Annotated in this window: 23 protein-coding genes; 13 read left to right on the forward strand and 10 right to left on the reverse strand. The window is 61.4% G+C overall.

Annotation, left to right across the window (positions count from 1 at the left end):
* The first annotated feature begins 775 nt into the window (after positions 1 to 775).
* The 7 genes from AC1MEK_RS28850 (at position 776) to AC1MEK_RS28880 (ending at position 8,072) form a co-directional block, all read left to right on the forward strand.
* Positions 776 to 1,807 (forward strand): ligase-associated DNA damage response exonuclease, encoded by a 1,032-nt coding sequence (locus tag AC1MEK_RS28850; protein WP_480399663.1) that lies wholly within the window; start codon positions 776 to 778, stop codon positions 1,805 to 1,807.
* Positions 1,804 to 3,519, forward strand: a complete 1,716-nt coding sequence (locus AC1MEK_RS28855) for an ATP-dependent DNA ligase (RefSeq protein WP_480399664.1) — start codon at positions 1,804 to 1,806, stop codon at positions 3,517 to 3,519. Before AC1MEK_RS28850 ends, AC1MEK_RS28855 begins: the two co-directional genes overlap by 4 nt.
* A gap of 344 nt (positions 3,520 to 3,863) precedes the next feature.
* Positions 3,864 to 4,646: a transporter substrate-binding domain-containing protein gene (locus AC1MEK_RS28860; protein WP_480399665.1), complete on the forward strand. Its 783-nt coding sequence runs from the start codon at positions 3,864 to 3,866 to the stop codon at positions 4,644 to 4,646.
* A gap of 85 nt (positions 4,647 to 4,731) precedes the next feature.
* The gene (locus AC1MEK_RS28865; RefSeq protein WP_480399666.1) at positions 4,732 to 5,460 is read left to right on the forward strand and encodes an ABC transporter permease; all 729 of its coding nucleotides are present in this window, start codon (positions 4,732 to 4,734) and stop codon (positions 5,458 to 5,460) included.
* Positions 5,457 to 6,167 carry an ABC transporter permease gene (locus tag AC1MEK_RS28870; RefSeq protein ID WP_480399667.1) on the forward strand — a complete coding sequence of 237 codons (711 nt, stop codon included), beginning with the start codon at positions 5,457 to 5,459 and terminating at the stop codon, positions 6,165 to 6,167. Before AC1MEK_RS28865 ends, AC1MEK_RS28870 begins: the two co-directional genes overlap by 4 nt.
* Before the next feature lie 9 nt (positions 6,168 to 6,176).
* A complete protein-coding gene (locus AC1MEK_RS28875) occupies positions 6,177 to 7,295 on the forward strand; it encodes a succinylglutamate desuccinylase/aspartoacylase family protein (RefSeq protein WP_480399668.1) in 1,119 nt (372 codons plus the stop codon).
* Between the two features lie 12 nt (positions 7,296 to 7,307).
* Positions 7,308 to 8,072, forward strand: a complete 765-nt coding sequence (locus AC1MEK_RS28880) for an ABC transporter ATP-binding protein (protein WP_480399669.1) — start codon at positions 7,308 to 7,310, stop codon at positions 8,070 to 8,072.
* A 33-nt stretch (positions 8,073 to 8,105) separates the two neighbouring features.
* Here the strand turns inward: AC1MEK_RS28880 and AC1MEK_RS28885 are convergent, their stop codons facing one another.
* Positions 8,106 to 9,359 (reverse strand): hypothetical protein, encoded by a 1,254-nt coding sequence (locus AC1MEK_RS28885; protein WP_480399704.1) that lies wholly within the window; start codon positions 9,357 to 9,359, stop codon positions 8,106 to 8,108.
* Between the two features lie 69 nt (positions 9,360 to 9,428).
* Positions 9,429 to 9,878 (reverse strand): YcgN family cysteine cluster protein, encoded by a 450-nt coding sequence (locus tag AC1MEK_RS28890; RefSeq protein ID WP_480399670.1) that lies wholly within the window; start codon positions 9,876 to 9,878, stop codon positions 9,429 to 9,431.
* Between the two features lie 271 nt (positions 9,879 to 10,149).
* Between AC1MEK_RS28890 and AC1MEK_RS28895 the strand changes: the two genes are divergently transcribed.
* On the forward strand, positions 10,150 to 10,743 hold the full coding sequence (locus AC1MEK_RS28895) for a nitroreductase family protein (protein WP_480399671.1): 594 nt from the start codon (positions 10,150 to 10,152) through the stop codon (positions 10,741 to 10,743).
* Between the two features lie 155 nt (positions 10,744 to 10,898).
* Here the strand turns inward: AC1MEK_RS28895 and AC1MEK_RS28900 are convergent, their stop codons facing one another.
* The 5 genes from AC1MEK_RS28900 to AC1MEK_RS28920 all read right to left on the reverse strand — a co-directional run bounded on the left by AC1MEK_RS28900 (position 10,899) and on the right by AC1MEK_RS28920 (position 15,832).
* Positions 10,899 to 11,831 carry a D-2-hydroxyacid dehydrogenase gene (locus tag AC1MEK_RS28900; protein WP_480399672.1) on the reverse strand — a complete coding sequence of 311 codons (933 nt, stop codon included), beginning with the start codon at positions 11,829 to 11,831 and terminating at the stop codon, positions 10,899 to 10,901.
* Between the two features lie 135 nt (positions 11,832 to 11,966).
* Positions 11,967 to 12,260 (reverse strand): YcgL domain-containing protein, encoded by a 294-nt coding sequence (locus AC1MEK_RS28905; protein ID WP_480399673.1) that lies wholly within the window; start codon positions 12,258 to 12,260, stop codon positions 11,967 to 11,969.
* Positions 12,257 to 13,390: a ribonuclease D gene (gene rnd / locus AC1MEK_RS28910; protein ID WP_480399674.1), complete on the reverse strand. Its 1,134-nt coding sequence runs from the start codon at positions 13,388 to 13,390 to the stop codon at positions 12,257 to 12,259. Before rnd ends, AC1MEK_RS28905 begins: the two co-directional genes overlap by 4 nt.
* Positions 13,391 to 13,527: 137 nt before the next feature.
* Entirely contained in the window at positions 13,528 to 14,190 is a 663-nt protein-coding gene (locus AC1MEK_RS28915) for a class I SAM-dependent methyltransferase (protein WP_480399675.1), read from the reverse strand.
* On the reverse strand, positions 14,183 to 15,832 hold the full coding sequence (locus AC1MEK_RS28920) for a phosphoethanolamine transferase (RefSeq protein WP_480399676.1): 1,650 nt from the start codon (positions 15,830 to 15,832) through the stop codon (positions 14,183 to 14,185). Before AC1MEK_RS28920 ends, AC1MEK_RS28915 begins: the two co-directional genes overlap by 8 nt.
* Positions 15,833 to 16,113: 281 nt before the next feature.
* Here AC1MEK_RS28920 and AC1MEK_RS28925 point away from each other — a divergent pair, with 281 nt between their 5' ends.
* On the forward strand, positions 16,114 to 16,284 hold the full coding sequence (locus AC1MEK_RS28925) for a hypothetical protein (RefSeq protein ID WP_480399677.1): 171 nt from the start codon (positions 16,114 to 16,116) through the stop codon (positions 16,282 to 16,284).
* 108 nt (positions 16,285 to 16,392) lie between these two features.
* Here AC1MEK_RS28925 and AC1MEK_RS28930 read toward each other — a convergent pair whose 3' ends face one another.
* Both AC1MEK_RS28930 and AC1MEK_RS28935 read right to left on the reverse strand, forming a co-directional pair.
* A complete protein-coding gene (locus AC1MEK_RS28930) occupies positions 16,393 to 18,045 on the reverse strand; it encodes a GMC family oxidoreductase (RefSeq protein ID WP_480399678.1) in 1,653 nt (550 codons plus the stop codon).
* Positions 18,046 to 18,256: 211 nt separating this feature from the next.
* Positions 18,257 to 19,945: an NAD-dependent malic enzyme gene (locus tag AC1MEK_RS28935; protein WP_480399679.1), complete on the reverse strand. Its 1,689-nt coding sequence runs from the start codon at positions 19,943 to 19,945 to the stop codon at positions 18,257 to 18,259.
* Between AC1MEK_RS28935 and AC1MEK_RS28940 the strand changes: the two genes are divergently transcribed.
* Genes AC1MEK_RS28940 through AC1MEK_RS28950 form a run of 3 tightly spaced genes read left to right on the forward strand, consistent with a single transcriptional unit; the run spans position 19,938 to position 22,709 of the window.
* The gene (locus tag AC1MEK_RS28940; protein WP_480399680.1) at positions 19,938 to 20,348 is read left to right on the forward strand and encodes a hypothetical protein; all 411 of its coding nucleotides are present in this window, start codon (positions 19,938 to 19,940) and stop codon (positions 20,346 to 20,348) included. The two genes, AC1MEK_RS28935 and AC1MEK_RS28940, sit on opposite strands and share 8 nt — an antisense overlap.
* A complete protein-coding gene (locus AC1MEK_RS28945) occupies positions 20,345 to 21,442 on the forward strand; it encodes a carboxynorspermidine decarboxylase (RefSeq protein ID WP_480399681.1) in 1,098 nt (365 codons plus the stop codon). The genes AC1MEK_RS28940 and AC1MEK_RS28945 overlap by 4 nt, the downstream gene beginning before the upstream one ends.
* 28 nt (positions 21,443 to 21,470) lie before the next feature.
* On the forward strand, positions 21,471 to 22,709 hold the full coding sequence (locus tag AC1MEK_RS28950; RefSeq protein WP_480399682.1) for a saccharopine dehydrogenase family protein: 1,239 nt from the start codon (positions 21,471 to 21,473) through the stop codon (positions 22,707 to 22,709).
* Between the two features lie 71 nt (positions 22,710 to 22,780).
* Here the strand turns inward: AC1MEK_RS28950 and AC1MEK_RS28955 are convergent, their stop codons facing one another.
* Positions 22,781 to 23,413 (reverse strand): TetR/AcrR family transcriptional regulator, encoded by a 633-nt coding sequence (locus AC1MEK_RS28955; protein ID WP_480399683.1) that lies wholly within the window; start codon positions 23,411 to 23,413, stop codon positions 22,781 to 22,783.
* Between the two features lie 91 nt (positions 23,414 to 23,504).
* Here AC1MEK_RS28955 and AC1MEK_RS28960 point away from each other — a divergent pair, with 91 nt between their 5' ends.
* Positions 23,505 to 24,191 (forward strand): O-methyltransferase, encoded by a 687-nt coding sequence (locus AC1MEK_RS28960; RefSeq protein ID WP_480399684.1) that lies wholly within the window; start codon positions 23,505 to 23,507, stop codon positions 24,189 to 24,191.
* Positions 24,192 to 24,397: the final 206 nt, after the last annotated feature.

Consider the following 24,397-nt stretch of genomic DNA (forward strand, 5'->3'; position numbering starts at 1 on the left):
TGGGCCATCCATGGCCCCGCGCCTCGCGCGGCATCCTGCCGCTTGACCCACTCCACATCACCTCCGCTCGGCCTGCACCCAAGTCGCGTTTGGCGGCGTCTGGGCTATCGCGCATCAAGATCAAAAGCTTGAGGGCGATGCCCTCCGTAGCAGCACGGCTTGCCGGCGGTCTGGCGCGAAGCGGCAGTAAATCCGGTGCCCGCGGTGAATCTGACACGGCCAAGGCGCCCGATTTTACTGCCGCTGCGCGCCAGACCGCCGGCGAGCCGGGCTCCTACGCCTTTCGGGCAGAATCAAAAGCAGATCGCATAACATCATGCCGTTGCCGTTGCCGTTGCCGTTGCTTTTGATCTTCGTACGTAAATCTCACAGACACCACCAATCGCGACTTGGGTGCAGGCCGAACGCAGGTCTCGTGGAGTGGGCCAAGCGGCATGGATGCCGCGCGAGGCGCGGGGCCATGGATGGCCCATTCGCGCCGGGCCCACGGAGCGAGACCGGAGTGAGGGAACCTCGACGAAGTCGAGGCCAAACCAGGAGCAGGGCCTTTTTGGTTACTTTTTTGGCTCTTGAAAAAAGTGACCCGCCGTAAGGGCGGAACCATAAGCCGCCGTGACCGAAGAAACGGATATGCCCTCAACTCTGAGACTCAAAAAATATCTGCTCTTAACGTTAACGAACAAAGCAGCCAGCCTCACCACCACCCAATAAACCCCGAACTTCCCACCCCGAACAAAGCTCTACCTGACAAGCCCCCCAAAAGACCCGGTTAACCATGGATCTTGTCATCGCCCGTCCCGAAGGCCTGTACTGCCCGCCCGGAGACTTCTATATCGACCCGTGGCGCCCGGTCGAGCGCTCGGTCATCACCCATGGCCATGGCGACCACGCCCGCACCGGCAACCAGCACTACCTGGCCGCCGCCCCCGGCGAAGGCATCCTGCGCTCACGGCTGGGCCAGGACATCAACCTGCAAACCCTCGAATACGGCGAATCCATTACCCACCACGGCGTGAAACTGAGCCTGCACCCCGCCGGACACGTCCTGGGTTCAGCCCAGGTCCGCCTCGAATACCAAGGCGAAGTCTGGGTCGCGTCCGGCGACTACAAAGTCGAACCCGACGGCACCTGCGCGCCGTTCGAACCCGTGCGCTGCCACACCTTCATCACCGAATCCACCTTCGGCCTGCCCATCTACCGCTGGCAACCACAGACCGAAATCTTCACCGGCATCAACGACTGGTGGCGGGCCAACGCCGCCGTGGGCAAGGCCAGCGTGCTGTTCGCCTACTCGTTCGGCAAGGCCCAACGCATCCTCCACGGCATCGACCCGAGCATCGGCCCGATCCTGGTTCACGGGGCGGTCGAGCCGCTCAACCGCGTCTACCGCGCCGCCGGGGTGCGGATTCCCGAAACGCACTACGCCGGAGATTTCAAGAAAACCGACCCGACCCTGCGTCAGGCGTTGATCGTCGCCCCGCCTTCAGCCGGAGGCAGTACCTGGATGCGCCGCTTCGGCGATTTCAGCGACGCCTTTGCCAGCGGCTGGATGCTGCTGCGTGGCACGCGGCGGCGGCGTGGCGTGGATCGCGGCTTTGCGCTGTCCGACCACGCCGACTGGCCGGGGCTGTTGTGGGCGATCGAGAACACTGGCGCCGAACGGGTGATGGTCACCCACGGTTCGGTCGCGGTGCTGGTGCGCTATTTACGAGAAAACGGACTGGATGCCCAGGGCTTCACCACCGAATACGGCGATGAAGAAGACGATGCGCCAGCACCGAAAAGCGAGCAGGAGGCCACCTCATGAAGGCCTTCGCCGAGCTGTACGCGCAACTCGACGCCACCACTTCCAGCAACGCCAAGCTCGCGGCGATGCAGCACTACTTCGCCCACGCCGCCCCCGAAGATGCCGCCTGGGCGGTGTACTTTCTCGCTGGAGGTCGCCCTCGCCAACTGGTGCCGACACGTCTTTTGAGGGAACAGGCCATGCAGCTTTCGGCGCTACCCGAGTGGCTGTTCGAGGAAAGCTATCAGGCCGTAGGGGATCTTGCGGAAACCCTGTCGTTACTGTTGCCAGAGGCGCAACACAGCTCCGACGAAGGCCTGGCCAGCTGGATGGAAAACCGGCTGTTACCTCTGCGCGGCCTGCCGCCGGAGGTGTTGCAGGAGCGCTTGCCCACATTCTGGGCGCAACTGGATCGCCAGTCGCTGATGGTCTGCCTGAAGCTGATCACCGGTAGTTTTCGCGTCGGCGTGTCGAAGCTGCTGGTGACCCGCGCGCTGGCGGCCTTGGCGGATCTGGACAGCAAGCGCGTGGCCCAGCGGCTGGTGGGTTACACCGACCTCTCTCATCGCCCCAGTGCCGAGGGCTATCTGAGGCTGATCGCGGAAGAATCCGACGACGAACATGCGCAGCGCGGCGGCCACCCTTATCCGTTTTTTCTGGCCCACGCGCTGCAACAGCCGGTCGATCAACTCGAAACCCTGCTGGGCCCCGCCGACAACTGGCAGGTGGAGTGGAAGTGGGATGGCATTCGCGCCCAGGTGGTCAAGCGCGACGGACGGCTGTGGATCTGGTCGCGGGGCGAAGAACTGGTCACCGACCGCTTCCCCGAATTGCACAGCCTGACCCAGTCCCTGCCCGATGGCACCGTCATCGATGGCGAAATCGTCGTGTGGAAAGTCTCGGATCCTGCGCCGCAATCGGAAAATACCTTCGCCCTCACCACGCCCTCTCCTACAGAACAGAAAGAGTCCTCAGCCTCGGTGCAGCCCTTCGCCCTGCTGCAACAGCGGATCGGCCGCAAGACCCTGGGCAAGAAGATTCTCGAAGAAGTGCCTGTGGTGATCCTCGCTTATGACCTGCTCGAATGGCAGGGCCACGACTGGCGAACCCGGCCGCAGCATGAGCGGCGCACTCAACTGGAGCAGGTCATCGTCAAGGCCAGTGACCCGGTGCTGATGCCGTCGAAAGTGCTCAGCGGCAAGGATTGGTTCGATCTGGCAGAGCAACGTGAGGCGTCCCGCAGCCTGGGCGTGGAAGGCATGATGCTCAAGGCGCGGGACGCGATGTACGGCGTGGGCCGGACTAAGGACATGGGCGTGTGGTGGAAATGGAAGATCGACCCGCTGAGCGTCGATGCAGTGCTGATCTACGCCCAGCGCGGCCACGGGCGCCGGGCGAACCTGTACAGCGATTACACCTTTGCCGTGTGGGACGGCCCGCCGCAGTCGAGCGAGCGCACGCTGGTGCCGTTCGCCAAGGCCTATTCGGGGCTGACCGACGAAGAAATGCGCAAGGTCGATGCAATCATCCGCAAGACCACGGTTGAGAAGTTCGGCCCGGTGAGAAGTGTTACCCCGACCCTGGTGTTCGAGTTGGGTTTCGAGGGCATTGCGCTGTCCAAACGCCACAAGAGCGGGATCGCGGTGAGGTTTCCAAGGATGCTCAGGTGGCGGCTGGACAAGCCTGTGGCCGAGGCCGATACCCTGGCGACATTGCAGGATTTGCTGAGCTGAGCACCGTTTTGGTGCGCATCACCGGGCGCTGCACGGCGCATCTGCACCGGTGTTGCCCGGATTGTTACCGCCGGCAAGCCGGACTGCTACGGGCCTGCGCCGAATGCGTTTCTTATCGGATTTTTGCGCGCCCTTTGCGGTCATTTCCGCTAATCTCCCACTGCCTGCGGCGCCTGAAAAAATGACAAGAGATGGCTCAAAGTCATCATTGCGACAACTCCGTACATTTAAAACGCACGTTCGTCTCTTTGGTTCGGAAATTGCTGTCTTTTTTCAGTCTGGCACCTGCCGGTAGCAAGCCTTCGCGTGTTCACAACGCTCAATTTGGTTTTAAGGACTGAACGATGAAAAAAGCCTGGCTGACCCTTTCCGCACTCGCTCTGTGTATGGCCGCTGGCACTGCCATGGCCAAGGAATACAAGGAGCTGCGTTTCGGCGTCGATCCTTCGTACGCGCCATTCGAATCGAAGGCCGCCGACGGCAGCCTGGTCGGTTTCGACATCGACCTGGGCAACGCGATCTGCAAAGAACTGAAAGTGACCTGCAAATGGGTCGAAAGCGATTTCGACGGCATGATCCCGGGCCTCAAAGCCAACAAGTTCGACGGCGTGATCTCCTCCATGACCGTGACCCCGGCGCGCGAGAAAGTCATCGACTTCTCCAATGAACTGTTCTCTGGCCCGACTTCGCTGGTCTACAAGAAAGGTTCCGGCCTGTCGGCTGACACCGCATCGCTCAAGGGCAAGACCGTTGGCTACGAGCAAGGCACCATTCAGGAAGCCTACGCCAAGGCCATCCTCGACAAGGCTGGCGTGAAAACCCAGGCCTACGCCAACCAGGACCAGGTTTACGCTGACCTGGTGTCGGGCCGTCTGGACGCTTCCGTGCAGGACATGCTGCAAGCCGAGCTGGGCTTCCTGAAGTCGCCACAAGGCGCCGACTACGAAGTCAGCAAGCCGATCGACGACCCGCTGCTGCCCGCCAAGACTGCAGTCGGTATCAAGCAAGGTAACAAAGAGCTGAAAGCGCTTTTGGACAAAGGTATCAAAGCGTTACACGATGACGGCACCTACGCCGAGATCCAGAAGAAGCACTTCGGCGATCTGAATCTGTACAGCGGCAAGTAAGAAAACAACGCCCGTCGCGTTCAGAGGTTCATCCGAATCCCCCCTCTGAATTCGATGGGCGTTTTAACGACTGTATAGGTTCCACATGTTCGATACTCTTCTGCAAAACCTGGGACTGTCCGCCTTCAGCCTCAAGGGCTTCGGCCCGCTGCTGCTGCAGGGCACCTGGATGACCGTCAAACTCTCGGTGATGTCGCTGCTGCTGGCCATCGTGCTTGGCCTGCTGGGCGCCAGTGCCAAACTGTCCAAATCCGCCATCTTGCGTGTTCCGGCGCAGGTCTACACCACGCTGATCCGTGGCGTACCGGACCTGGTGCTGATGCTGCTGATCTTCTACAGCCTGCAAACCTGGCTGACGACGCTTACCGAAGCGATGGAATGGGACTACATCGAAATCGATCCCTTCGCTGCCGGTGTCATCACGCTGGGCTTCATCTATGGCGCGTACTTCACCGAAACCTTCCGTGGCGCGATTCTCGCGGTCCCGCGCGGTCAGGTCGAGGCCGCCACCGCCTACGGCCTGAGCCGCTGGCAACGCTTTCGCTTCGTGGTATTCCCGCAGATGATGCGCTTCGCTCTGCCCGGCATCGGCAACAACTGGCAGGTGGTGCTCAAGGCCACGGCGCTGGTGTCGATCATCGGCCTGGCGGACCTGGTCAAGGCCTCGCAGGACGCGGGCAAGAGCACCTATCAACTGTTCTATTTCCTGGTGCTCGCGGCGCTGATCTATCTGGTCATCACCAGCGTCTCCAACTTCGCCCTGCGCTGGGCTGAACGGCGTTACGCCGCAGGCAGCCGGGAGGCTCAACGATGATCGAACTGCTGCAAGAATACTGGCGCGCGTTTCTCTACACCGACGGCCAGAACATCACCGGCCTGGCCATGACCATGTGGCTGCTCAGCGCCTCCATTGCCCTGGGCTTCATCGCCTCGATCCCGTTGTCCATTGCCCGCGTCTCGCCCAACCCGCTGGTGCGCTGGCCGGTGCAGTTCTACACCTACCTGTTCCGTGGCACGCCGCTCTACATCCAGCTGCTGATCTGCTACACCGGCATCTACAGCCTGCAGGTGGTACGCGACCAGCCGATGCTCAACGCGTTCTTCCGCGATGCGATGAACTGCACCATCCTGGCGTTCGCCCTGAACACCTGCGCCTACACCACGGAAATCTTCGCCGGTGCGATCCGCAGCATGAACCACGGCGAAGTCGAGGCCGCCAAGGCCTACGGCCTGACCGGCTGGCGCCTGTACACCTACGTGATCATGCCGTCAGCCCTGCGTCGCTCGCTGCCGTACTACAGCAACGAAGTGATCCTGATGCTGCATTCGACTACCGTGGCCTTCACCGCCACCGTGCCGGACATCCTCAAGGTCGCGCGGGACGCCAACTCGGCCACCTTCCTGACCTTCCAGTCGTTCGGCATCGCCGCGCTGATCTACCTGACGGTCACCTTCATACTGGTGGGCCTGTTCCGCCTGGCCGAACGCCGCTGGCTGGCCTTCCTCGGCCCGACTCACTAGGAATCGCAGATGCGCCACCAGACTCACGATTTGCTGTCGCCGGTGCCAGGCACCGCGCGGCAGATCCACAGTTTTCACTACGGCCCGGAAAACGGCGCCTGCAAGATCTACATCCAGTCGTCACTGCACGCTGACGAGTTGCCCGGCATGCTGGTGTCCTGGTACCTCAAGCAGCGTCTGGCCGAGCTTGAGAACGCCGACCAGTTGCTCGGCGAAATCGTCGTGGTGCCCGTGGCCAACCCGGTGGGCCTGGAACAGGTACTCATGGACACCCCGCTGGGCCGCTACGAGCTGGAAAGCGGGCAGAACTTCAACCGCTGGTTCGTCGACATGGCGCAGCAGGTGGGCGATGAAGTCGAGCCGCTGCTGGGCGACGATCCGCAACACAACGTCACACTGATCCGCAAAAGCCTGCGCGCCGCGCTGGAAGCCCGCAGCGGCGCGACGCAGCTGGATTCGCTACGCCTGACCCTGCAGACGCTGGCCTGCGACGCCGACATGGTGCTGGACCTGCACTGCGATTTCGAATCGGTGGAGCACCTGTACACCACGCCTGAGGCCTGGTCGCAGGTCGAGCCGCTGTCGCGTTATCTGGGTGCGCAGGCCAGCCTGCTGGCCACGGACTCCGGCGGGCAGTCGTTCGACGAATGCTTCACGCTGGTCTGGTGGCAGTTGCAGCAGCGCTTCGAAAAACGTTTCCCGATCCCGCTGGGCAGCTTCTCGGTGACCCTGGAGCTGCGCGGCCAGGGCGACGTGAACCACGCCCTGGGCAGCCGCGACTGCCAGGCGATCATCAGCTACCTGATGCACTACGGCGCCATTGCCGGTGTACCCGCGCCGGCTCCCGAACTGATCTACCCGGCCACGCCGCTGGCGGCAGTCGAGCCTGTCGCCACGCCGGTGGGCGGGCTGCTGGTGTTCTGCACCCTGCCGGGCGAATACGTCGAGGCGGGGCAACTGATCGCCGAGGTCATCGACCCGATCAGCGATCAGGTCACCCCCGTTCACGCGACCAATGCCGGTCTTATGTACGCCCGCTCCTTGCGGCGCATGGCCACGGCCGGCATGGTGATTGCCCATGTCGCCGGCACCGTGCCGCTGCGCAGCGGCTACTTACTGTCTCCTTGAGGAATGCCTGACATGTACAAACTGACCATCGATGGTCTGCATAAAAGCTACGGCGACCACGAAGTGCTCAAAGGCGTGTCGCTCAAGGCCAACGTCGGTGACGTGATCTGCCTGATCGGCGCCAGCGGCTCGGGCAAGAGTACTTTTCTGCGCTGCATCAACTTTCTCGAACAGCCCAACGACGGCGCCATGACCCTGGACGGCCAGCAGATCAAGATGGTCAGCCACGCCACCGGAATGCATGTGGCCGACCCCGCCGAGCTGCAGCGCATCCGCACGCGCCTGGCCATGGTGTTCCAGCACTTCAACCTGTGGAGCCACATGACGGTGCTGGAAAACATCACCATGGCCCCGCGTCGTGTGCTGGGCGTGTCCAAGGCCGAGGCCGAGGACCGCGCGCGCAAGTACCTGGAAAAGGTCGGCCTGCCCGCTCGCGTTGCCGATCAATACCCGGCGTTCCTCTCCGGCGGCCAGCAGCAGCGCGTGGCGATTGCCCGGGCGCTGGCGATGGAGCCGGAAATCATGCTCTTCGACGAACCGACCTCGGCGCTGGACCCGGAGCTGGTGGGTGAAGTGCTGAAAGTGATTCAGGGCCTGGCCGAGGAAGGCCGGACCATGATTCTGGTGACCCACGAAATGGGCTTCGCACGCAAGGTGGCCAATCAGGTGGTGTTCCTGCATCAGGGCCAGATCGAGGAAATCGGTCACCCGGACGAAGTCCTGGGCAACCCGAAGAGCGAGCGCCTCAAGCAGTTCTTGAGCGGCAACCTGAAGTAAGCGACTCAGGGCCCGCTCTAACAGGAGCGGGCCTTATTGCAGCAATGGACTCTGCAACACCTTCGACGGCTCGCCAATCACCCCGCCCGCGAGCTGCACGAAATCCTCGGTACTCACCGCGCCCATCCGCACCAACCCGGCCACCACATCATCCAGCGACTTCTGATCGCGGGTCTGCTGACGGATTTCCTGATCCAGCGCCGACAGCAGCATCGCTGCGCGGGCGGTCATGGCCGGGTCGACGTGCGCGGCACGCAGCGTGCTGACCTTGCGCCCCACGCGGGTGAGGATCGATTGCCAGTCCTCGAAGCGATCCTGAGTCATCCCGCCGGCGCGGCGCAGCAACTCGACGGAGTAATACTCGGCGATCCCGGCGCGAATCCAGTCACTGCGGTCACGCACCTGAATGCGCCCGAACACCTGCACCAGCTCGCGCAGCAAAGGGCTTGCGCCGCTCTCGCTGATCAACGGGCGGTTGGCATTCAGGTAGATCGAGTCGTGCCCGGCGCAGGCATTGCGCGCCATGGATTCGCTGGCGCCGACCACCAGCAGCTTGTCCGGTGTGCGCGGGAAAACGGCCTGCAATTTGGGCCAGACAAACGTCAGCAAGGTCAGGGTTTCCATGCGCCGCATGCCCTGGCCTTTCGGCGCGCTGACCGTGACATCGGTTTCACCCAGGCGCGCCCGGCGATTGATCAGATTGCCCGCGAGCATCCAGCCGGTGGGCCGGTCGAACAGGCGCGAGACGTCATCGATGCGAAAGCGGTTCTTGCCGATGCGCGGCCACGAGGTTTCGACGTTCTTCCAACCGGTGGGCAGGTCGACCGTCATGCGGGTCTGCAGGCGCACGCCGTCCTGTTGGTTCAGGTGCGCCCGGGGCACCAGGTCCTCGCCGCGGAGCAACGCCCAATCGGACGTCATGCGGGTTTCGAAGCGCGGCTTGCCGGTGAGCGGGTCGGGCAAGTGGCGGTCGATGTGCACAAGGTAGGTCAGCGTCGCCTTGCCACTGGCAGGCTTCCAGACGCCACGCAGTGCGTTGCCGGAACGGGCCGCAGCGGTCGACCACTGGCCGTCGGCGCTGAAATCGCTGTAGCGGCCCTGCTCACCCAGGTCCAGGTCCAGCGCGCGTACGGCGCTGCCCTGCTCCAGCGTCAGGCGCACCTGGGCCTGATCGCTCTGGGGCAGCAAGGTGATGTGGTAATCCAGATCGACTTTCTTCGCCGCCCAGACGGGCAGGCTCAAGGCGAGAAAGACGGCACACAGCGGCAGTTGATAACGCACGAGCAGACCACTCCTGAAACGACAGGCTCTTGGATCGGGTTACAGGCAACAGCGGCAAGCGATGCGCCGAGTGAATCAGCCGGCGCGGAAGATCAGGTAATCCTCCCAGTCGTCCTCGGCCACGCTCTTTTCGCTGAGCATGCGGCCTGACTGGGAAATGCGTTCCTTGTGCACCTGCTCGCGATCGCCACAGACCAGGTGGTGCCACAACGGCAGGTCCTTGCCTTCGCTGACCAGGCGGTAGCCACAGGTCGGTGGCAGCCACTTGAATTCATCGGCTTGCCCTGGCGTTAGCTGAATGCAATCGGGCACCAACGCCTTGCGATTCGGATAGTCGGTACATTGGCAGGTTTTCAGGTCCAGCAACTGACAGGCGATGCGGGTGTAGTAAACCGCGCCGTCGTCCTCGTCTTCGAGCTTTTGCAGGCAGCACAGGCCACAGCCGTCGCACAGGGATTCCCACTCGACCGGGTCGAGTTGATCGAGGGTTTTGCGCATCCAGAACGGTTCGACTTTGGCGGCCATGATTTCGCGAAGATCAGTATCGGGTGATGAAAAGGCCGCCAGTCTAGTGGCACATCGCAGCGGGGCCAAGCGTTGGCGACTGTCGGTACGAGCGGGCTTGTCAGCGGCGGTGCCGCGCAGTAGCTTTATGCCCTCGCAAGCCCGCGCCAGAGGGCCGCGCAGCACCCGCAACTTCTCTTTGATTGATGCCTGCCGTCCACGGCCCATCCGAATGTGTTTTCGCAGGCCGCAACCAGCGCTGCGATCCCGTCAACTTTCAGGACTTTCAAGCATGAGCGCCAACCCACGCGTTGCCGAGTACGCCATTCACCCGCAATTCACCGATCGCTGGTCGCCCCGCGCCTTCACCGGCGAAAGCATCCCGCAGGAAACGCTGCTGAGCTTCTTCGAAGCCGCGCGCTGGGCGCCATCGGCCTACAACTCGCAGCCCTGGCGCTTTCTCTACGCGCGCCGCGACACGCCGAACTGGGAGCGTTTCCTGGGCCTGCTCAATGAATTCAACCGCGGCTGGGCACAGCACGCCTCGGCCTTGGTGATCGTGATCTCCAAGACCACCTTCACCGCCCCAGGCGCCAGCGAGGAAACCCCTGCGCTGTGGCACACCTTCGACACCGGTTCGGCCTGGGGCCACCTGGCGCTGCAGGCGAGCCTGAGCGGCTGGCACACCCACGGCATGGCCGGATTCGATCAGGAACTGACCCGCAAGGAGCTGAAGATTCCGGAAGGCTATGCGCTGCACGCGGCGGTGGCGATCGGCAAACTGGGCGACAAATCGACCCTGGCCGAGTACCTGCAGGCCCGCGAAACCCCAAGCCCACGCCGGCCGTTGGCGGAATTGGCGGCTGAGGGGGATTTCAGTCTGTAAGGCTGCCCACAAGCCCGGCTCGCTGACTGATGAGTCACCTGTGGGAGTGAGCTTGCTCACGAATGCTGATGATCATCCGCTACCGACTTGGCGGATGTACCGACCGTTTCGTGAGCAAGCTCACTCCCACCCAGGCACAGCTGTGGATTCGAGAATCAATACCCTTTGACGAAATCCACTTCCCCGCGCAGCGCCTGGCCTGCGGTGTACGCCGCAAGGTTGTCGACGAACAACTGCGTCATCGCTGTTGGCGAGGTCGGCGCCGAGCTGTGGCCGGTCAGCAGCAGCCCCCAGGCGGTCCAGAATGGATGGCGCTGCGGCAGCGGCTCCTGACGGCAGACATCGATCACCGCGCCCGCCAGATGCCCTTCCTTCAAGGCATTGACCAGATCGGCATCCACCACCGCCACGCCCCGGCCGACGTTGATGAACAACGCCGAGGGCTTGAAGCTGGCGAACAGTTTGGCGTCGTACAGGTCGTGGGTTTGCGGGGTGTTGGGCAGCAGGTTGATGACGAAATCGACCTCTCCCACCAGCCGCGGCAGGTCCTCGAGGGAGCCGACTTCCTTGAATGGCGCCTGCTCCCGGGCAGAGGACGCGACGCCGTACAGCTCGACGCCAAACGGCAGCAGAAACTGCGCAACGCTCAGGCCGATGTCACCGGTGCCGACGATCAGCGCCTTGCGTCCGGCCAACCCAGGACCTGTGCGGGTGTCCCATTTACGCTCGACCTGGCTGACCAGCCGCGCCAGCACTTCGCGTTCGTGGACCAGCATGTAGGTCAGCACGAACTCGGCCATGACCTGGCCGAAAATCCCCACCGCGCGGGTCAGCCGGTAGTCGCGCTGCAGCCCCTCGGCCAGCAGCGGCGTGATGCCCGCCCAGGTCGATTGCAGCCATTGCGGTTTGTGGCCCTGGCGCAGCAGGGTCGCCAGCAGGTCGGGCTGGCCCAGCCAGATGGGCGTTTGAGCGGCCATTTTCGAGAGTTCGGCAGAATCGCCGCTGCTGAGGATTTCGATCTCGGGAGCGGCCTTGCTGAGCAATTCGGTGTAAAGGGCGTAATCGTGTTCGGCAATCAGAACGCGCATGAAATAAAGACTCGAAAAAAGCAGGACATGCGACCGCACGGCGTCTGATACCCACGCAGCGTGAAAAGCGCAGGCATCGAGAGGCCTGACGCGGTCCGGTATACCCCCGCGATGAACGGCAGGGGCAATAGTCGATCAGACCGGGTCGTTGCGGCGCAGCAACTCTTCGGGCAGGTGCTCGATGTACTCTTCCTCGGCGGGCGGCATCTGCAGGTGGTAACCCTGCGATTCCAGATTGGCCAGCACCGTGTGAATGTCCTCACGGGCCAGCGTGCGCTCGGGGGTCAGGACCAGATCGAAGGCGTGCACCGGCTTGCCGAAGACCGTGAGCAGGCCTTCGGGGACGCGCTCGAGCGCTTCGCTCTTGAGCACGTAGAGGTACATTTCGTTCTTGCGCGGGCTGCGGTAGATGGAGCAAATCTGTTTCAAGGCTGTTCTCCGGCATTGGCCAGGCTGTCGAGCAGCATCTGGCCCATCAATTCGCGGCGCCAGCCACGCAACGAATCGGGCAGTTGATAAGGACCGTCAGGGAATCCGGTCTTGAGCAGGGCTTCCAGAGTCTTCTTGCGCAGCATCAGCTCCGGCGCCATGTCCAGGCGCTCGGCTTGCTGCTGGCCGATGGCGCGCAGGCTCTTGAGTACATTCGAGGCTTCGATCGGCAGCGGCTCGGGCAACGCCGGCGGCCACAGATCAGGGGACACGCTCCCGGCCTGCTTGATCAGTTCGAGCAGAAACTCGCCGTCCTGACGCACGGTCTTGGGGTGCATGTCTTCGATCCTCGCCAGGGCGACGAGGTTGTCCGGCTGGGTCTTGGCCAAGGGCCACAGCGACTGCTCGCGCAACACCCGGTTGCGCGGCTGATTGCGCAGGCGCGCCTGGGTTTCGCGCCAGGCGCACAGTTCACGCAGCACCGCCAGTTGCGCGCGGGACAGCTTCCACGCCAGCTTAGCCTCGCGATAAACCTCGTGAGGATCGGTCTCGCGGCGCAGGTTGGCGACCAGCTCGGCGCCGTCTTCCAGCACCCAGGCGTATTTCTCGTCCGACAGGCGCGGGCGCAGCACTTCATAGACCTCGGCCAGGTGCACGGCGTCTTCGGCGGCGTAGCTGATCTGGGTCTCCGACAATGGCCGCTGCAGCCAGTCGGAGCGGGTTTCGCCCTTGGGCAGTTCGATGTTCAACACTTCCTGAACCAGACGCGAATAGCCCATCGAGAACCCCAGGTTCAGATAGGCGGCGGCCAGTTGGGTGTCGAACAGCGGCACCGGCAGGCTGCCGGTCAGGCGCAGCAGCACTTCGAGGTCTTCGCTGCAGGCGTGAACCACCTTGATGACGTCGGCGTTTTCCAGCAGTTGGGCCAGAGGCTGCCAGTCGCTGATCAGCAACGGGTCGATCAGGCAGGCTCGCGTACCGTCGCCGATCTGCAACAGCCCGGCGATGGGGTAGAAGGTGTCGACCCGCATGAATTCGGTGTCGAGGGCGACGAATGGCAGCTTCTGCCACTCTGCGCAATGAAGGGCGAGGCTGTCGTCGTCGCGAATCCAGTGAATATCGATGGCCACACGGCTCTCCCTTGAAGAATGGCGCGCAGTATATATCGCTATGGGCGTTTACCGGGCATCCGTCCTGCAAGTCTCGAACAACTTCATGTGGCGTGTTTATCGATTACTCAGCGGATTGCGACCGTTCATCGGAACGATCAGCCGTTTTTGCGCAGCACGTACACCCGCCACATGGCGTAGCCGGGAAGGAAATCGTGGTGAGAGACGATGCGAAACCCCGTCGCCAGAAACTCCGACTCGACTTCGGCGCGACAGGCCACGAAGCGATTGCGCAGCTGCGGCAGGCCATCGGCCCCAAGGCGGCAGCCCTCCTGGCGCTTGCGCCGCCAGGACTTGATATTGCCGTCGACCCACAAGGCAACGATGGCCGTGTCGCGGGTCACCCGGTAGAACTCCTCGAGGATCGCCATGCGCCGGTCGGCATCGGCGACGTGGTGAAACAGGCGCATGCAGAAGATGCAGTCCACCGCGTTGGAGGGCAGCCCGATCGACAGCGGCGAACTCTGAAAGGTGCGGATGCGCTTGAGTACTCCCTGGGGCGACTGAGCCTTGGCAACTTCGAGCATGTCGCCGGACGGGTCGGCCGCCAAGATCACTCGGTTGGCGTGCTCGGCCAGCACCGGCCAGAACCGCCCCGCCCCCGACGGCACGTCCAGCACCAGCCCCGGCTCGCCGGCATCACGCAGGGCATGGCGGGCCAGCTGCGCATCCCGCCACAGGCTCAGGCGCCGGGCCAGCCCCTGCTCATGGCGCTGCACGTACTGCTGCACCTGTTCGCGATCGCTCACCTGCTCATTCATTGGCCAGTACCCCGTCCGTATAAATCCCTCGGCAACCGGCAAACATGTCCAGCGACGGGTTATAAACATGGGTCTGAACTTTCAGCAAGCCCAGCATGGAGTGGAACAGATTGTCCTGACTCAGCGGCGCATTACGCTCTTTTTGCAAACAATGGGTATCGACGGCAAATGATTGCTGATAGTTGTCCGAGAACCAGGCGATCATCGGCACATGTTTCTGTTGGTCCGGCGCCAGCATATAAGGTGTGCCGTGCAGGAACAGGTTGTATTCACCCAACGACTCACCATGGTCGGACAGATACAACATGGCCGTGTCCACCTTGTTCTGGTTGTTGCGCAGAATGTCGATCAACGATGCCAATACATGGTCGGTGTACAACAGCGTGTTGTCGTAACCATTGATGATACTTTCCCGCGAACAGTTGTTCAGTGCATTGCTCTCGCACACCGGGGTGAACTTCTCGAACGCTTTCGGATAACGCTTGAAGTATTCAGGACCGTGGCTGCCCATCTGGTGCAGCACCAGCACGGTGTCCTTGTCCAGATGGTCGATGAAACTCTGCAGGCCCTGCAGCAGGATCTCATCACGGCATTCGTTGTTGGCACACAGCACCGGGTCCTTGAGGTTGCTGACATCCTGCAGCGTCACGCGATCGCAGGTGCCCTTGCAGCCTGACTGGTTGTCACGCCAGATCACGTCCAGCCCCGCGCGCTTGAGCACGTCGAGCATGCCTTCCTGGTTCTTCGCCTGGCTGGCGCTGTAATCCTTGCGGCCCATGTTGGAGAACATGCACGGCACCGACACGGCGGTTTCCGTGCCGCAGGAATGCACATCGGTGAAGGTCAGCAGGCCCCGTTCCTGCTTGAGTTGCGGGGTGGTGTCGCGATTGTAGCCCAGGATGCCGAAGTTCTCGGCGCGGGCACTCTCGCCCACCACCAGAACGGTCAGCGACTTGCGCGTGTGCTGCTGCCAGTCCGTGGCCAGCTTCGCGTCCTCACCGATGCTGACAAACGGCTGCTGCGCCGATTTGACCTGCTCGCTCAGGTAGCCCAGCGACGCTCCGATGTAGTTGCTCGGCACCACCATCAGGCGCAGTTCGTGATGATTGCGAAACAGCGACGACAAACCCTGATAGTTCAGCAGCGCCACACCACCGATCGCACCCGCGCACACGGCACTGACCAGCACCTTGCTCAACACCTCACGGGGCCAGCGACGATAGTTGACCGGCACCTTCCACAGCATCACCGAAGGCAATACACCCAACAGCAACAAATAAGCTGCCAGTTTCAACGACAACAGGCCTTGAACTTCCGTGGCGTTGGTTTCGGCAAAGTTGCGAAACATGCCCGAATCAATCAATACACCGTATTCGCTCATGAAATAAGCGACACCGGCACTGATCATGAACAGTGCGATCAACACCGGTTTCAATACTCTCTTGAACGCAAACAGCGTCAGGAAAATATTGAATACGCAAAACACCATCAACGCAAAAGCGCCGCGCAACAACAAGCCCTTACCGCTGAAGTCGGTAATGGTGAAAAGGTGCTGCCACAGCGTCAGGTTAAACCCGAGCAACAGGAAAACACTGGCGAGCACAGTCACAAGCTCGGGACGAACTGCTTTTACGTTCAACATGAGGGTCTGCTTGGCTAAAAGGACAACGCCGGTCAAGCGTCACGGAAAACACTGCCGACATCGCAAACTTTAGGCAGTTGGCTATCAATTTTTCGTGAAAAGGATGCGAACAAATGGTGGGGTTTGGCTGTTTTGGTTGTAGGAGATTTCTACGCACTCACGATCTGAAGCGTCTCTTCGACTGCTGAATGAAAAAATGGGCAAAAGATCAGCCGCAAGACCTAAAATCGCTGTCGCCACGCTCCTCCCGAGCTCTCGGAACGCTAGTCACTGGAATGAAAATGATCAAACGACGCGATTTGTTCGCCGAAATGATGCAAGGCGTGGATGACATGGCTGCGCATCGAAAAGAAAAGCAACCCCCACGCAGCGCGGGCCTCGAAGACAAGCCAGAAATCAAAACTCAAAACACAGGCGACTCTGCTGATCAGGCTGGTGGAAAAATTTCCTGACATGGTCGACCGCCTCAACGCCGTATAAGCCTGGACGCCCAGATCCGTAGCAGCCGGGCTTGCCCGCGGGATCGGTGTTGAGCACACCGCCGCGGGCAAGACTTATTGTTACGTGACCGATTCGGGCATCACGGCTTCCGACGCACTGGTTTCCCTCACCGCATCTTCGATGATCATCTGCGCCGCCTTCTCGGCGATCATCACCGTTGGCGAGCAGGTGTTACCGCTGGTGATGCTGGGCATGATCGAGGCGTCGACCACTCGCAGGCCGGGCACGCCGTGCACCCGCAGGCGCTCATCGACCACGGCATCAACGCCCTGGCCCATCTTGCAGGTGCCCACCGGGTGAAAGATGGTGGTGCCGATGGTGCTCGCTGCCTGGCGCAGTTCTTCCTCGCTTTGCAGGCTGGCGCCGGGCAGGTATTCCACCGGTTCGAAGCTAGCCAGTGCGGGCGCAGCGGCGATGCGGCGGGTCAGGAGGATGGCGTCGGCGGCGACTTTCAGGTCCGTTTCGTGGCTCAGATAGTTGGGTTTGATGATCGGCGCGGCATCGGCCTGGGGCGAGCGAATCTGCACCGTGCCGCGGCTTTGCGGACGCAAGTCGCACACCGAAGCGGTGAACGCCGGGAAGCCATGCAAGGGTTCGCCGAAGCGCTCCAGCGACAGGGGCTGGACGTGGTATTCGAGGTTTGCGCTGGTCTGCTCGGGGCCTGAGCGGGCAAAGGCTCCCAGCTGGCTCGGCGCCATGGCCAGCGGCCCGCTGCGATTGAGCGCATAACGCAGGCCCATGTTCATCTTGCCCCAGAGGCTACCGGCCATCTGGTTGAGGGTGTGGCCGTTGCTGACTTTATAGATCAGGCGCAACTGCAGATGATCCTGCAGGTTTTCCCCCACGCCCGGCAGCTCCACGCGCACGCCGATGCCATGCCTTTCCAGCAAGGCTCGCGGGCCTATTCCCGAGCGCTGCAGTACCATCGGCGAGCCAATCGAACCGCAGCACAGAATCACCTCACGACGCGCGCGCAAGGTCTGCTCCTGATCGCCGACGCAGGCCAGCACACCACTGGCCCGGCCGTTCTCGAAGGCGACTCGCGACACTTCGACGCCGGTCATCACCGTCAGGTTAGGACGCTGGGCAACGGGGCGCAGAAACGCCTTGGAGGCATTCCAGCGCACACCGCGTCGCTGGTTCACCTGAAAGTAACTGCAGCCTTCATTGTCGCCGCCGTTGAAGTCGGGGATGGAAGCAATTCCGGTCTGCGCCGCCGCTTCACGAAAAGCATCGAGCAAGGCCCACGACAGCCGCTGCTGCTCGACCCGCCACTCGCCCTGGGCGCCATGCAGGTCGGTGTCGCCGGCGTAGTGGCTTTCCGAACGTTTGAAGATCGGCAGCACGTCCTGCCAGCCCCAGCCCTTGTTGCCTTGGGCAGCCCACTGGTCGTAGTCACGGGCCTGGCCGCGCATGTAGATCATGCCGTTGATCGACGAACAGCCACCCAGCACCTTGCCCCGCGGATAGCTCAGGGCACGGCCATTGAGGCCTGGTTCGGCTTCGGTCTTGAAACACCAGTCGGTGCGCGGATTGCCGATGCAGTAGAGGTAACCGACCGGCACGTGAATCCAGGGATAGTTGTCCTGCCCGCCCGCTTCGAGCAACAGCACGCGATGTTGCGGGTTGTGCGACAGTCGATTGGCCAACAGGCACCCGGCGGGGCCTGCGCCGACGATCACATAGTCGTAGAGCACACTGTCCTTTTGCATGCGTCCCTCGATGATCTTGTTGTTTTCTATCGAGGGCTCATCCTGAGGTCTTTTGCCGCAAAACAAAAGACCGCCCCGTGTTGCCATGGGGCGGTCTCTTGAAATCGCTGAAAATCCTGTAGGAGCGAATTTATTCGCGAAGATCGTACAGCCGACAAACATGCGTCGTTTGTACGGGCCATTCGCGAATAAATTCGCTCCTACAGAGGCCTTACACCGCGCTACGACGATAGCTGCGGTAGTTCGGCATCCAGAAGTTGCGCTCGATCGCTTCCAGCAGCATCTCTTCGGTGGTTTCCAGCGCCACGTTCTCGGCTTGGGCCTGTTTGGCCACGGCCAGGGCGATCTTCTTGCTCACCGCCTGGATTTCTTTCAGTGGCGGCAGCACCGCATCGCCTTTACCGGTGACCATCGGCGAGCACTCAGCCAGGGCGTTGGAGGCCGCCATCAGCATCTTGTCGGTGATGCGCGTGGCTTTTGCCGCGATCACGCCCAGGCCTATCCCTGGGAAGATGTAGGAGTTGTTGCACTGTGCGATGTGGAAGGTGCGATCGCCTACGGTCACCGGCGCAAACGGACTACCGGTAGCCACCAGCGCATCGCCGTTGGTCCAGGTCAGGACTTCCTGCGGCGTGACTTCGACTTTCGAGGTCGGGTTGGACAGCGGCATCACCAGCGGCTTGGCGCAGTGTTTGTGCATCTCGCGGATGATTTCTTCGGTGAACAGACCGCGCTGGCCCGACACGCCGATCAGCACGGTCGGCTTGCCGTTCTTCACCACGTCCAGCAGGCCTGGATAGTCTTCGGCAGACGCCCAGCCCGCAACATCACCGGCTTTCTGTGCGAGGTTCTTCTGGAAGTCCAGCAGGTTGTCCATGCTGTCGGTCAAGAGACCAAAACGGTCGACCATCATCACGCGCTTGCGTGCTTCGGCCTCAGACAGGCCTTCGATCACCATCGCCGCAATGATGTGCTCGGCGATGCCGCAACCGGCGGAACCTGCGCCGAGGAACACCACGCGCTGCTGGCTCAGCGGCTCGTTCTTGGCCTTGCAGGCGGCGAGCAAGGTGCCCACGGCCACCGACGCGGTGCCCTGGATGTCATCGTTGAAGCAGCACAGCTCGTCGCGGTATTTCTCCAGCAGCGGCATGGCGTTGGTCTGGGCGAAGTCTTCGAACTGCAGCAGCACATCCGGCCAGCGGCGCTGTACGGCTTCGATGAACAGCGCGATGAAGTCTTCGTATTCCTTGCCGGTGACGCGCTCGTGGCGCCAGCCCATGTACATCGGGTCGTCCAGCAGCTCTTTATTGTTGGTGCCCACGTCCAGCACGATCGGCAGGGTGTAGGCCGGGCTGATGCCGCCACACGCGGTGTACAGCGACAGCTTGCCGATCGGGATGCCCATGCCGCCGATGCCCTGGTCGCCCAGGCCGAGGATGCGCTCGCTGTCGGTCACCACGATGATCTTGATGCGGTCCTTGGTGGCGCTGCGCAGGATGTCGTCGATGCGGTCGCGGTCCGGGTAGGAAATGAACAGGCCGCGGTGGGTGCGGTAGATCTTGGAGAATTCCTGGCACGCCTGGCCGACGGTCGGGGTGTAGATGATCGGCAGCATCTCTTCCAGATGCGAGTCCAGCAGGCGGAAGAACAAGGTTTCGTTGTTGTCCTGGATCGAGCGCAGGTAGATGTGCTTGTCCAGGTCGCTCGCGCATTGCTGGTACTGGTTGTAGACGCGGGTCACCTGCTCTTCGATGGTTTCAACGTTCTGCGGCAACAGGCCGATCAGGTTGAAATCCACACGCTCCTGGGGCGTGAACGCACTGCCCTTGTTGAGCAGCGGCATCTCCAGCAGCGAAGGGCCAGCGTAGGAAATGTACAAAGGTCGCGAAGTCTTGGTCATCAGTAATCGCCTTTTCTCTATTTGCTCTATCAATACAGGATCGAACGGTTCCCCCAAGGTCGGTCTTTCACGACGCTCGACGCAGGATCCGTGCGAAGAAAATGAGGTGATGTCAGAAAATCAGGGGGCCCATCTTACTCGCCCCGAAGCGATTGCGACATTTTGTCACGCTTTTGATTGCCAAATGATGGCTGAAACATTAGCCGCTTACAGTGAAGAAGTTGTCAGCCAGGGAGCGGATCGGGGCAGCTTATCTGGAGTCAAAATGTTTCAGCCATTGCCAAATCAAGCCACGAACGTCGCATATCCATGCAAAAAATCCGTTTCGCCCTTTCGATCCCCTGCGAGTGAAGGCACAATCGCCGTCCTTTTTCGGCTGGCATTGCTGGAGGCCACGAAATGATCAAAACCCCGTACTACCTCATCGACAAACAGAAGCTGCTTCGCAACATGGAAAAGATCGCCTACCTGCGCGAGAACTCCGGTGCGAAAGCCCTGCTGGCCCTCAAGTGCTTCGCCACCTGGTCGGTGTTCGACCTGATGGAACAGTACATGGACGGCACCACCTCTTCTTCTCTTTATGAGCTGAAACTGGGCCGCCAGAAATTCAAGGGCGAGGCGCACGCCTACAGCGTGGCCTGGGCAGATGACGAGATCGAAGAGATGCTCGAAAACTGCGACAAGATCATCTTCAACTCCATCAGCCAGCTGGAGCGTCATGCCCCGGCCTGCGAAGGCAAGGTGCGCGGCCTGCGCGTCAACCCGCAGGTGAGCAGCTCCGACTACCTGCTGGCCGACCCGGCGCGTCCGTTCAGCCGTCTGGGCGAGTGGGACCCCGAGAAGATCGAAGCGGTGATCGATCAGGTCACGGGTTTCATGTTCCACAACAACTGCGAGAACGGCAATTTCGAGCTGTTCGACAGCATGCTGTCGCGCATCGAAGAGCGCTTCGGCCATCTGCTGCACAAGGTCGAGTGGGTCAGCCTGGGTGGCGGCATTCACTTCACCGGCGACGACTACCCGCTGGACGCCTTCTGCGCCCGCCTGAAGGCCTTCTCGGAAAAATACGGCGTACAGGTGTACCTGGAGCCGGGCGAAGCGGCGATCACCCAGAGCGCCTCGCTGGAAGTGACCGTGCTCGACACCCTGTACAACGGCAAGAACCTGGCCGTGGTCGACAGCTCCATCGAAGCGCACATGCTGGACCTGCTGATCTACCGCCTGAACGCGAAACTTGCGCCAAGCGAAGGCGATCACACCTACATGGTGTGCGGCAAGTCGTGCCTGGCCGGAGACATCTTCGGTGAGTATCAATTTGATCGTCCGCTGGCCATCGGCGATCGGCTGTCGTTCGTTGACGCAGCGGGCTACACCATGGTCAAGAAAAACTGGTTCAACGGCCTGAAAATGCCGTCCATTGCAGTGAAACAACTCGACGGTAGCGTCGAGGTGGTTCGTGAGTTCGGTTTTGACGATTACCTGTCCAGCCTCTCGTAAGCTGGCGGATTAAGGAGAGAGAAACAAATTGAAGAAGAACGTTCTTATCATTGGTGCGGGAGGTGTCGCCAAGGTGGTGGCCCACAAGTGCGCGCAGCACAACGACGAACTCGGTCGTATTGCAATCGCGTCGCGTAACATCTCCAAGTGCCAGGCCATCATCGACAGCGTGAACGCCAAAGGCAGCCTCAAGGTGCCGGCAGAGATCAAGGCCTACGCCCTGAACGCGCTGGATATCGAAGCGACCAAGTCGCTGATCCGGGAGACCGAATCACAGATCGTGATCAACGTCGGCTCTTCCTTCCTCAACATGTCGGTCCTGCGTGCCTGCATCGACACCGGCGTGGCTTATCTGGACACCGCGATCCACGAAGAGCCGGGCAAGGTCTGCGAAACGCCGCCCTGGTATGGCAACTACGAGTGGAAACACCTCGAGGAATGCCAACAGAAGAACATCACCGCCATTCTCGGCATCGGTTTCGATCCGGGTGTGGTCAATGCCTACGCCGCACTGGCGCAGCAGGAATATTTCGACCGCATTGATTCGATCGACATTCTCGACGTCAATGCGGGCTCGCACGGCAAATACTTTGCCACCAACTTCGACCCGGAAATCAACTTCCGTGAGTTCACCGGGCAGGTGTGGAGCTGGCAGAACAGCCAGTGGACCAGCAACACCATGTTCGAAGTCAAACGCACCGACGACCTGCCAGTCGTAGGCTCGCAGGACCTGTACCTGACCGGCCACGATGAAGTGCACTCGCTGTCAAAAAACCTCGACGTGCCCAACGTGCGTTTCTGGATGAGCTTCGGCGCCCACTACATCAACGTCTTCACCGTGCTGAAGAACCTGGGCCTGCTCTCCGAGCAACCGGTCAAGACCGCCGAAGGCGTCGAGATCGTCCCGCTCAAAGTGGTCAAGGCCGTGCTGCCTGATCCTGCCTCGCTGGCGCCGGGCTACACCGGCAAGACCTGCATCGGTGATCTGGTCAAGGGCACCAAGGACGGCAAGCCGCGCGAAGTGTTCATCTACAACGTCGCCGACCACGAAGAAGCCTTCGCCGAAACCGACAGCCAGGGCATCTCCTACACCGCAGGCGTGCCGCCTGTGGCCGCCGCCCTGCTGGTCGCCCGTGGCGAGTGGGATGTGAACCGCATGGTCAACGTCGAAGAACTGCCTGCCCAGGCGTTCCTCAAGGCGCTGGACGTGATGGGCCTGCCGACTCGTATCAAGGACGAGAACGGCGATCGCGCCTGGGACGCGTAAATCCCGAGAAAAAGGTGCGCCCGCCCGGGCGCACCTTGTTGCTAAACATCCCCGTCCCCTCTACTCATGCCCTACTCCCCACCCAGCCGCTGAAGATACGCCTCAAACATCAGCGCCACCGCAGCCGCATATTCTTCGATCTCAACCTCGGTTCTCGGCTGCTGCGAAAACTCCTTGCCGACGCTGCTCATGGTGGTGGTGATCAATTCGCCTGCGAGTGAGCGCGTTGCGTCGGCAGCCTCAGGCAACACTTCCTTCATGAACAGGGCAATGGCCTGCCTTCCCGTTTCTCGGGTCTGTTGCGCCTCGGGGGCGTAGCGATAGAGCGGCGCGGCATCGTCGAGGGCGATGCGCATGTCGGCCTCCTCGCATTCGGAGCGAATGAAGGCGTGCACGAGGTGACGCAACCTCTGGAAAGGTGGATAGGCGGTATCGCCGAGCAGGCGGGAAAGCATTTCAGTGGTCTGTTTCCATTCATCGCTCTGCAGGCGGAACAGGATGGCCGCCTTGTTCGGGAAGTACTGATAAAGCGATCCGATGCTGACGCCCGCCTTTTCCGCAACCCGGGCAGTGGTGAAGCGGCTGGCACCTTCCTTGGCCAAAACCTGAGTAGCGGCTTCGAGAATCACCGCAACGGAGGTTTCGGAGCGGGCCTGTTTGGGCTTTTTACGCAGGGAAATCGTGGGGTTGCGGGGATCGGTCATGACGGCTCGGGAATGCGATTATCAAATGTGAGGGATTCGTCGCATTCTATTTCGGCGTTGCGATTGACGCATCCCCCTATCGGAGAAATTCATGAATACCCTCACTACGCATCCCGTTGCGCCCCTCGTCGAGCGTCTGTTCAACGAAGCTGCCGAGTGCCTCCCTTCAAACAGCGCGGAGCTTTCCGGGGTTTCGCAGGAAGAAATTGGCCGGCTGATGCGCAGCAAGACCGAATACCAGGATCTGTACGGACGCTTGAAGAATTTTCCGCTGGCTGTCTCCAGAGACACTGGCGCACTGCTGTACATGCTGGCGCGTAGCTGCAAGGCACGCACCATCGTCGAGTTCGGAACGTCATTCGGGATCTCCACCCTGCACCTGGCTGCCGCGCTGCGGGACAACGGCGGCGGCCTGCTGGTGACCAGCGAGTTCGAGTCGTCCAAAGTCGCCAGGGCGCGAGACAATCTGCTCGCTGGCGGGCTGCTGGACCTGGTCGAGATTCGTGAGGGCGACGCGCTGAAGACCCTGGGGCAAGACCTGCCCGATGCCATCGACCTGGTCCTGCTCGATGGCGCCAAGGCGCTATACCCCGAGATCCTGGCGCTGTTGGAAAGCCGATTGCGACCGGGCGCGCTGATCATTGCCGATAACGCTGATTACGCTCCCGACTATCTGGCCAGGGTCCGCTCTGTCGAGCAGGGCTATATGTCGATTCCCTTTGCCGAGGATGTCGAATTGTCGATGCGTCTGGACACAGGCGTCACCGTCGAGAAGTGATCGCCCAGCGGCTTTTGCCCCAAATTTGCCCTAAACCGGATTTCAGAAACGAATAAGCCCCTGAAATGTTCAATCATTTCAGGGGCTTATTCGTATCTAATAATGGCGGAGAGATAGGGACTCTCAGTTTAACCACTCAAACCCCAACAAACGCCGTGATACGGGCATTTAATTAGCTTTTTGGGTAGAAATTCTGGGTAGAATCA

This window comes from Pseudomonas sp. 2, from assembly GCF_056627435.1.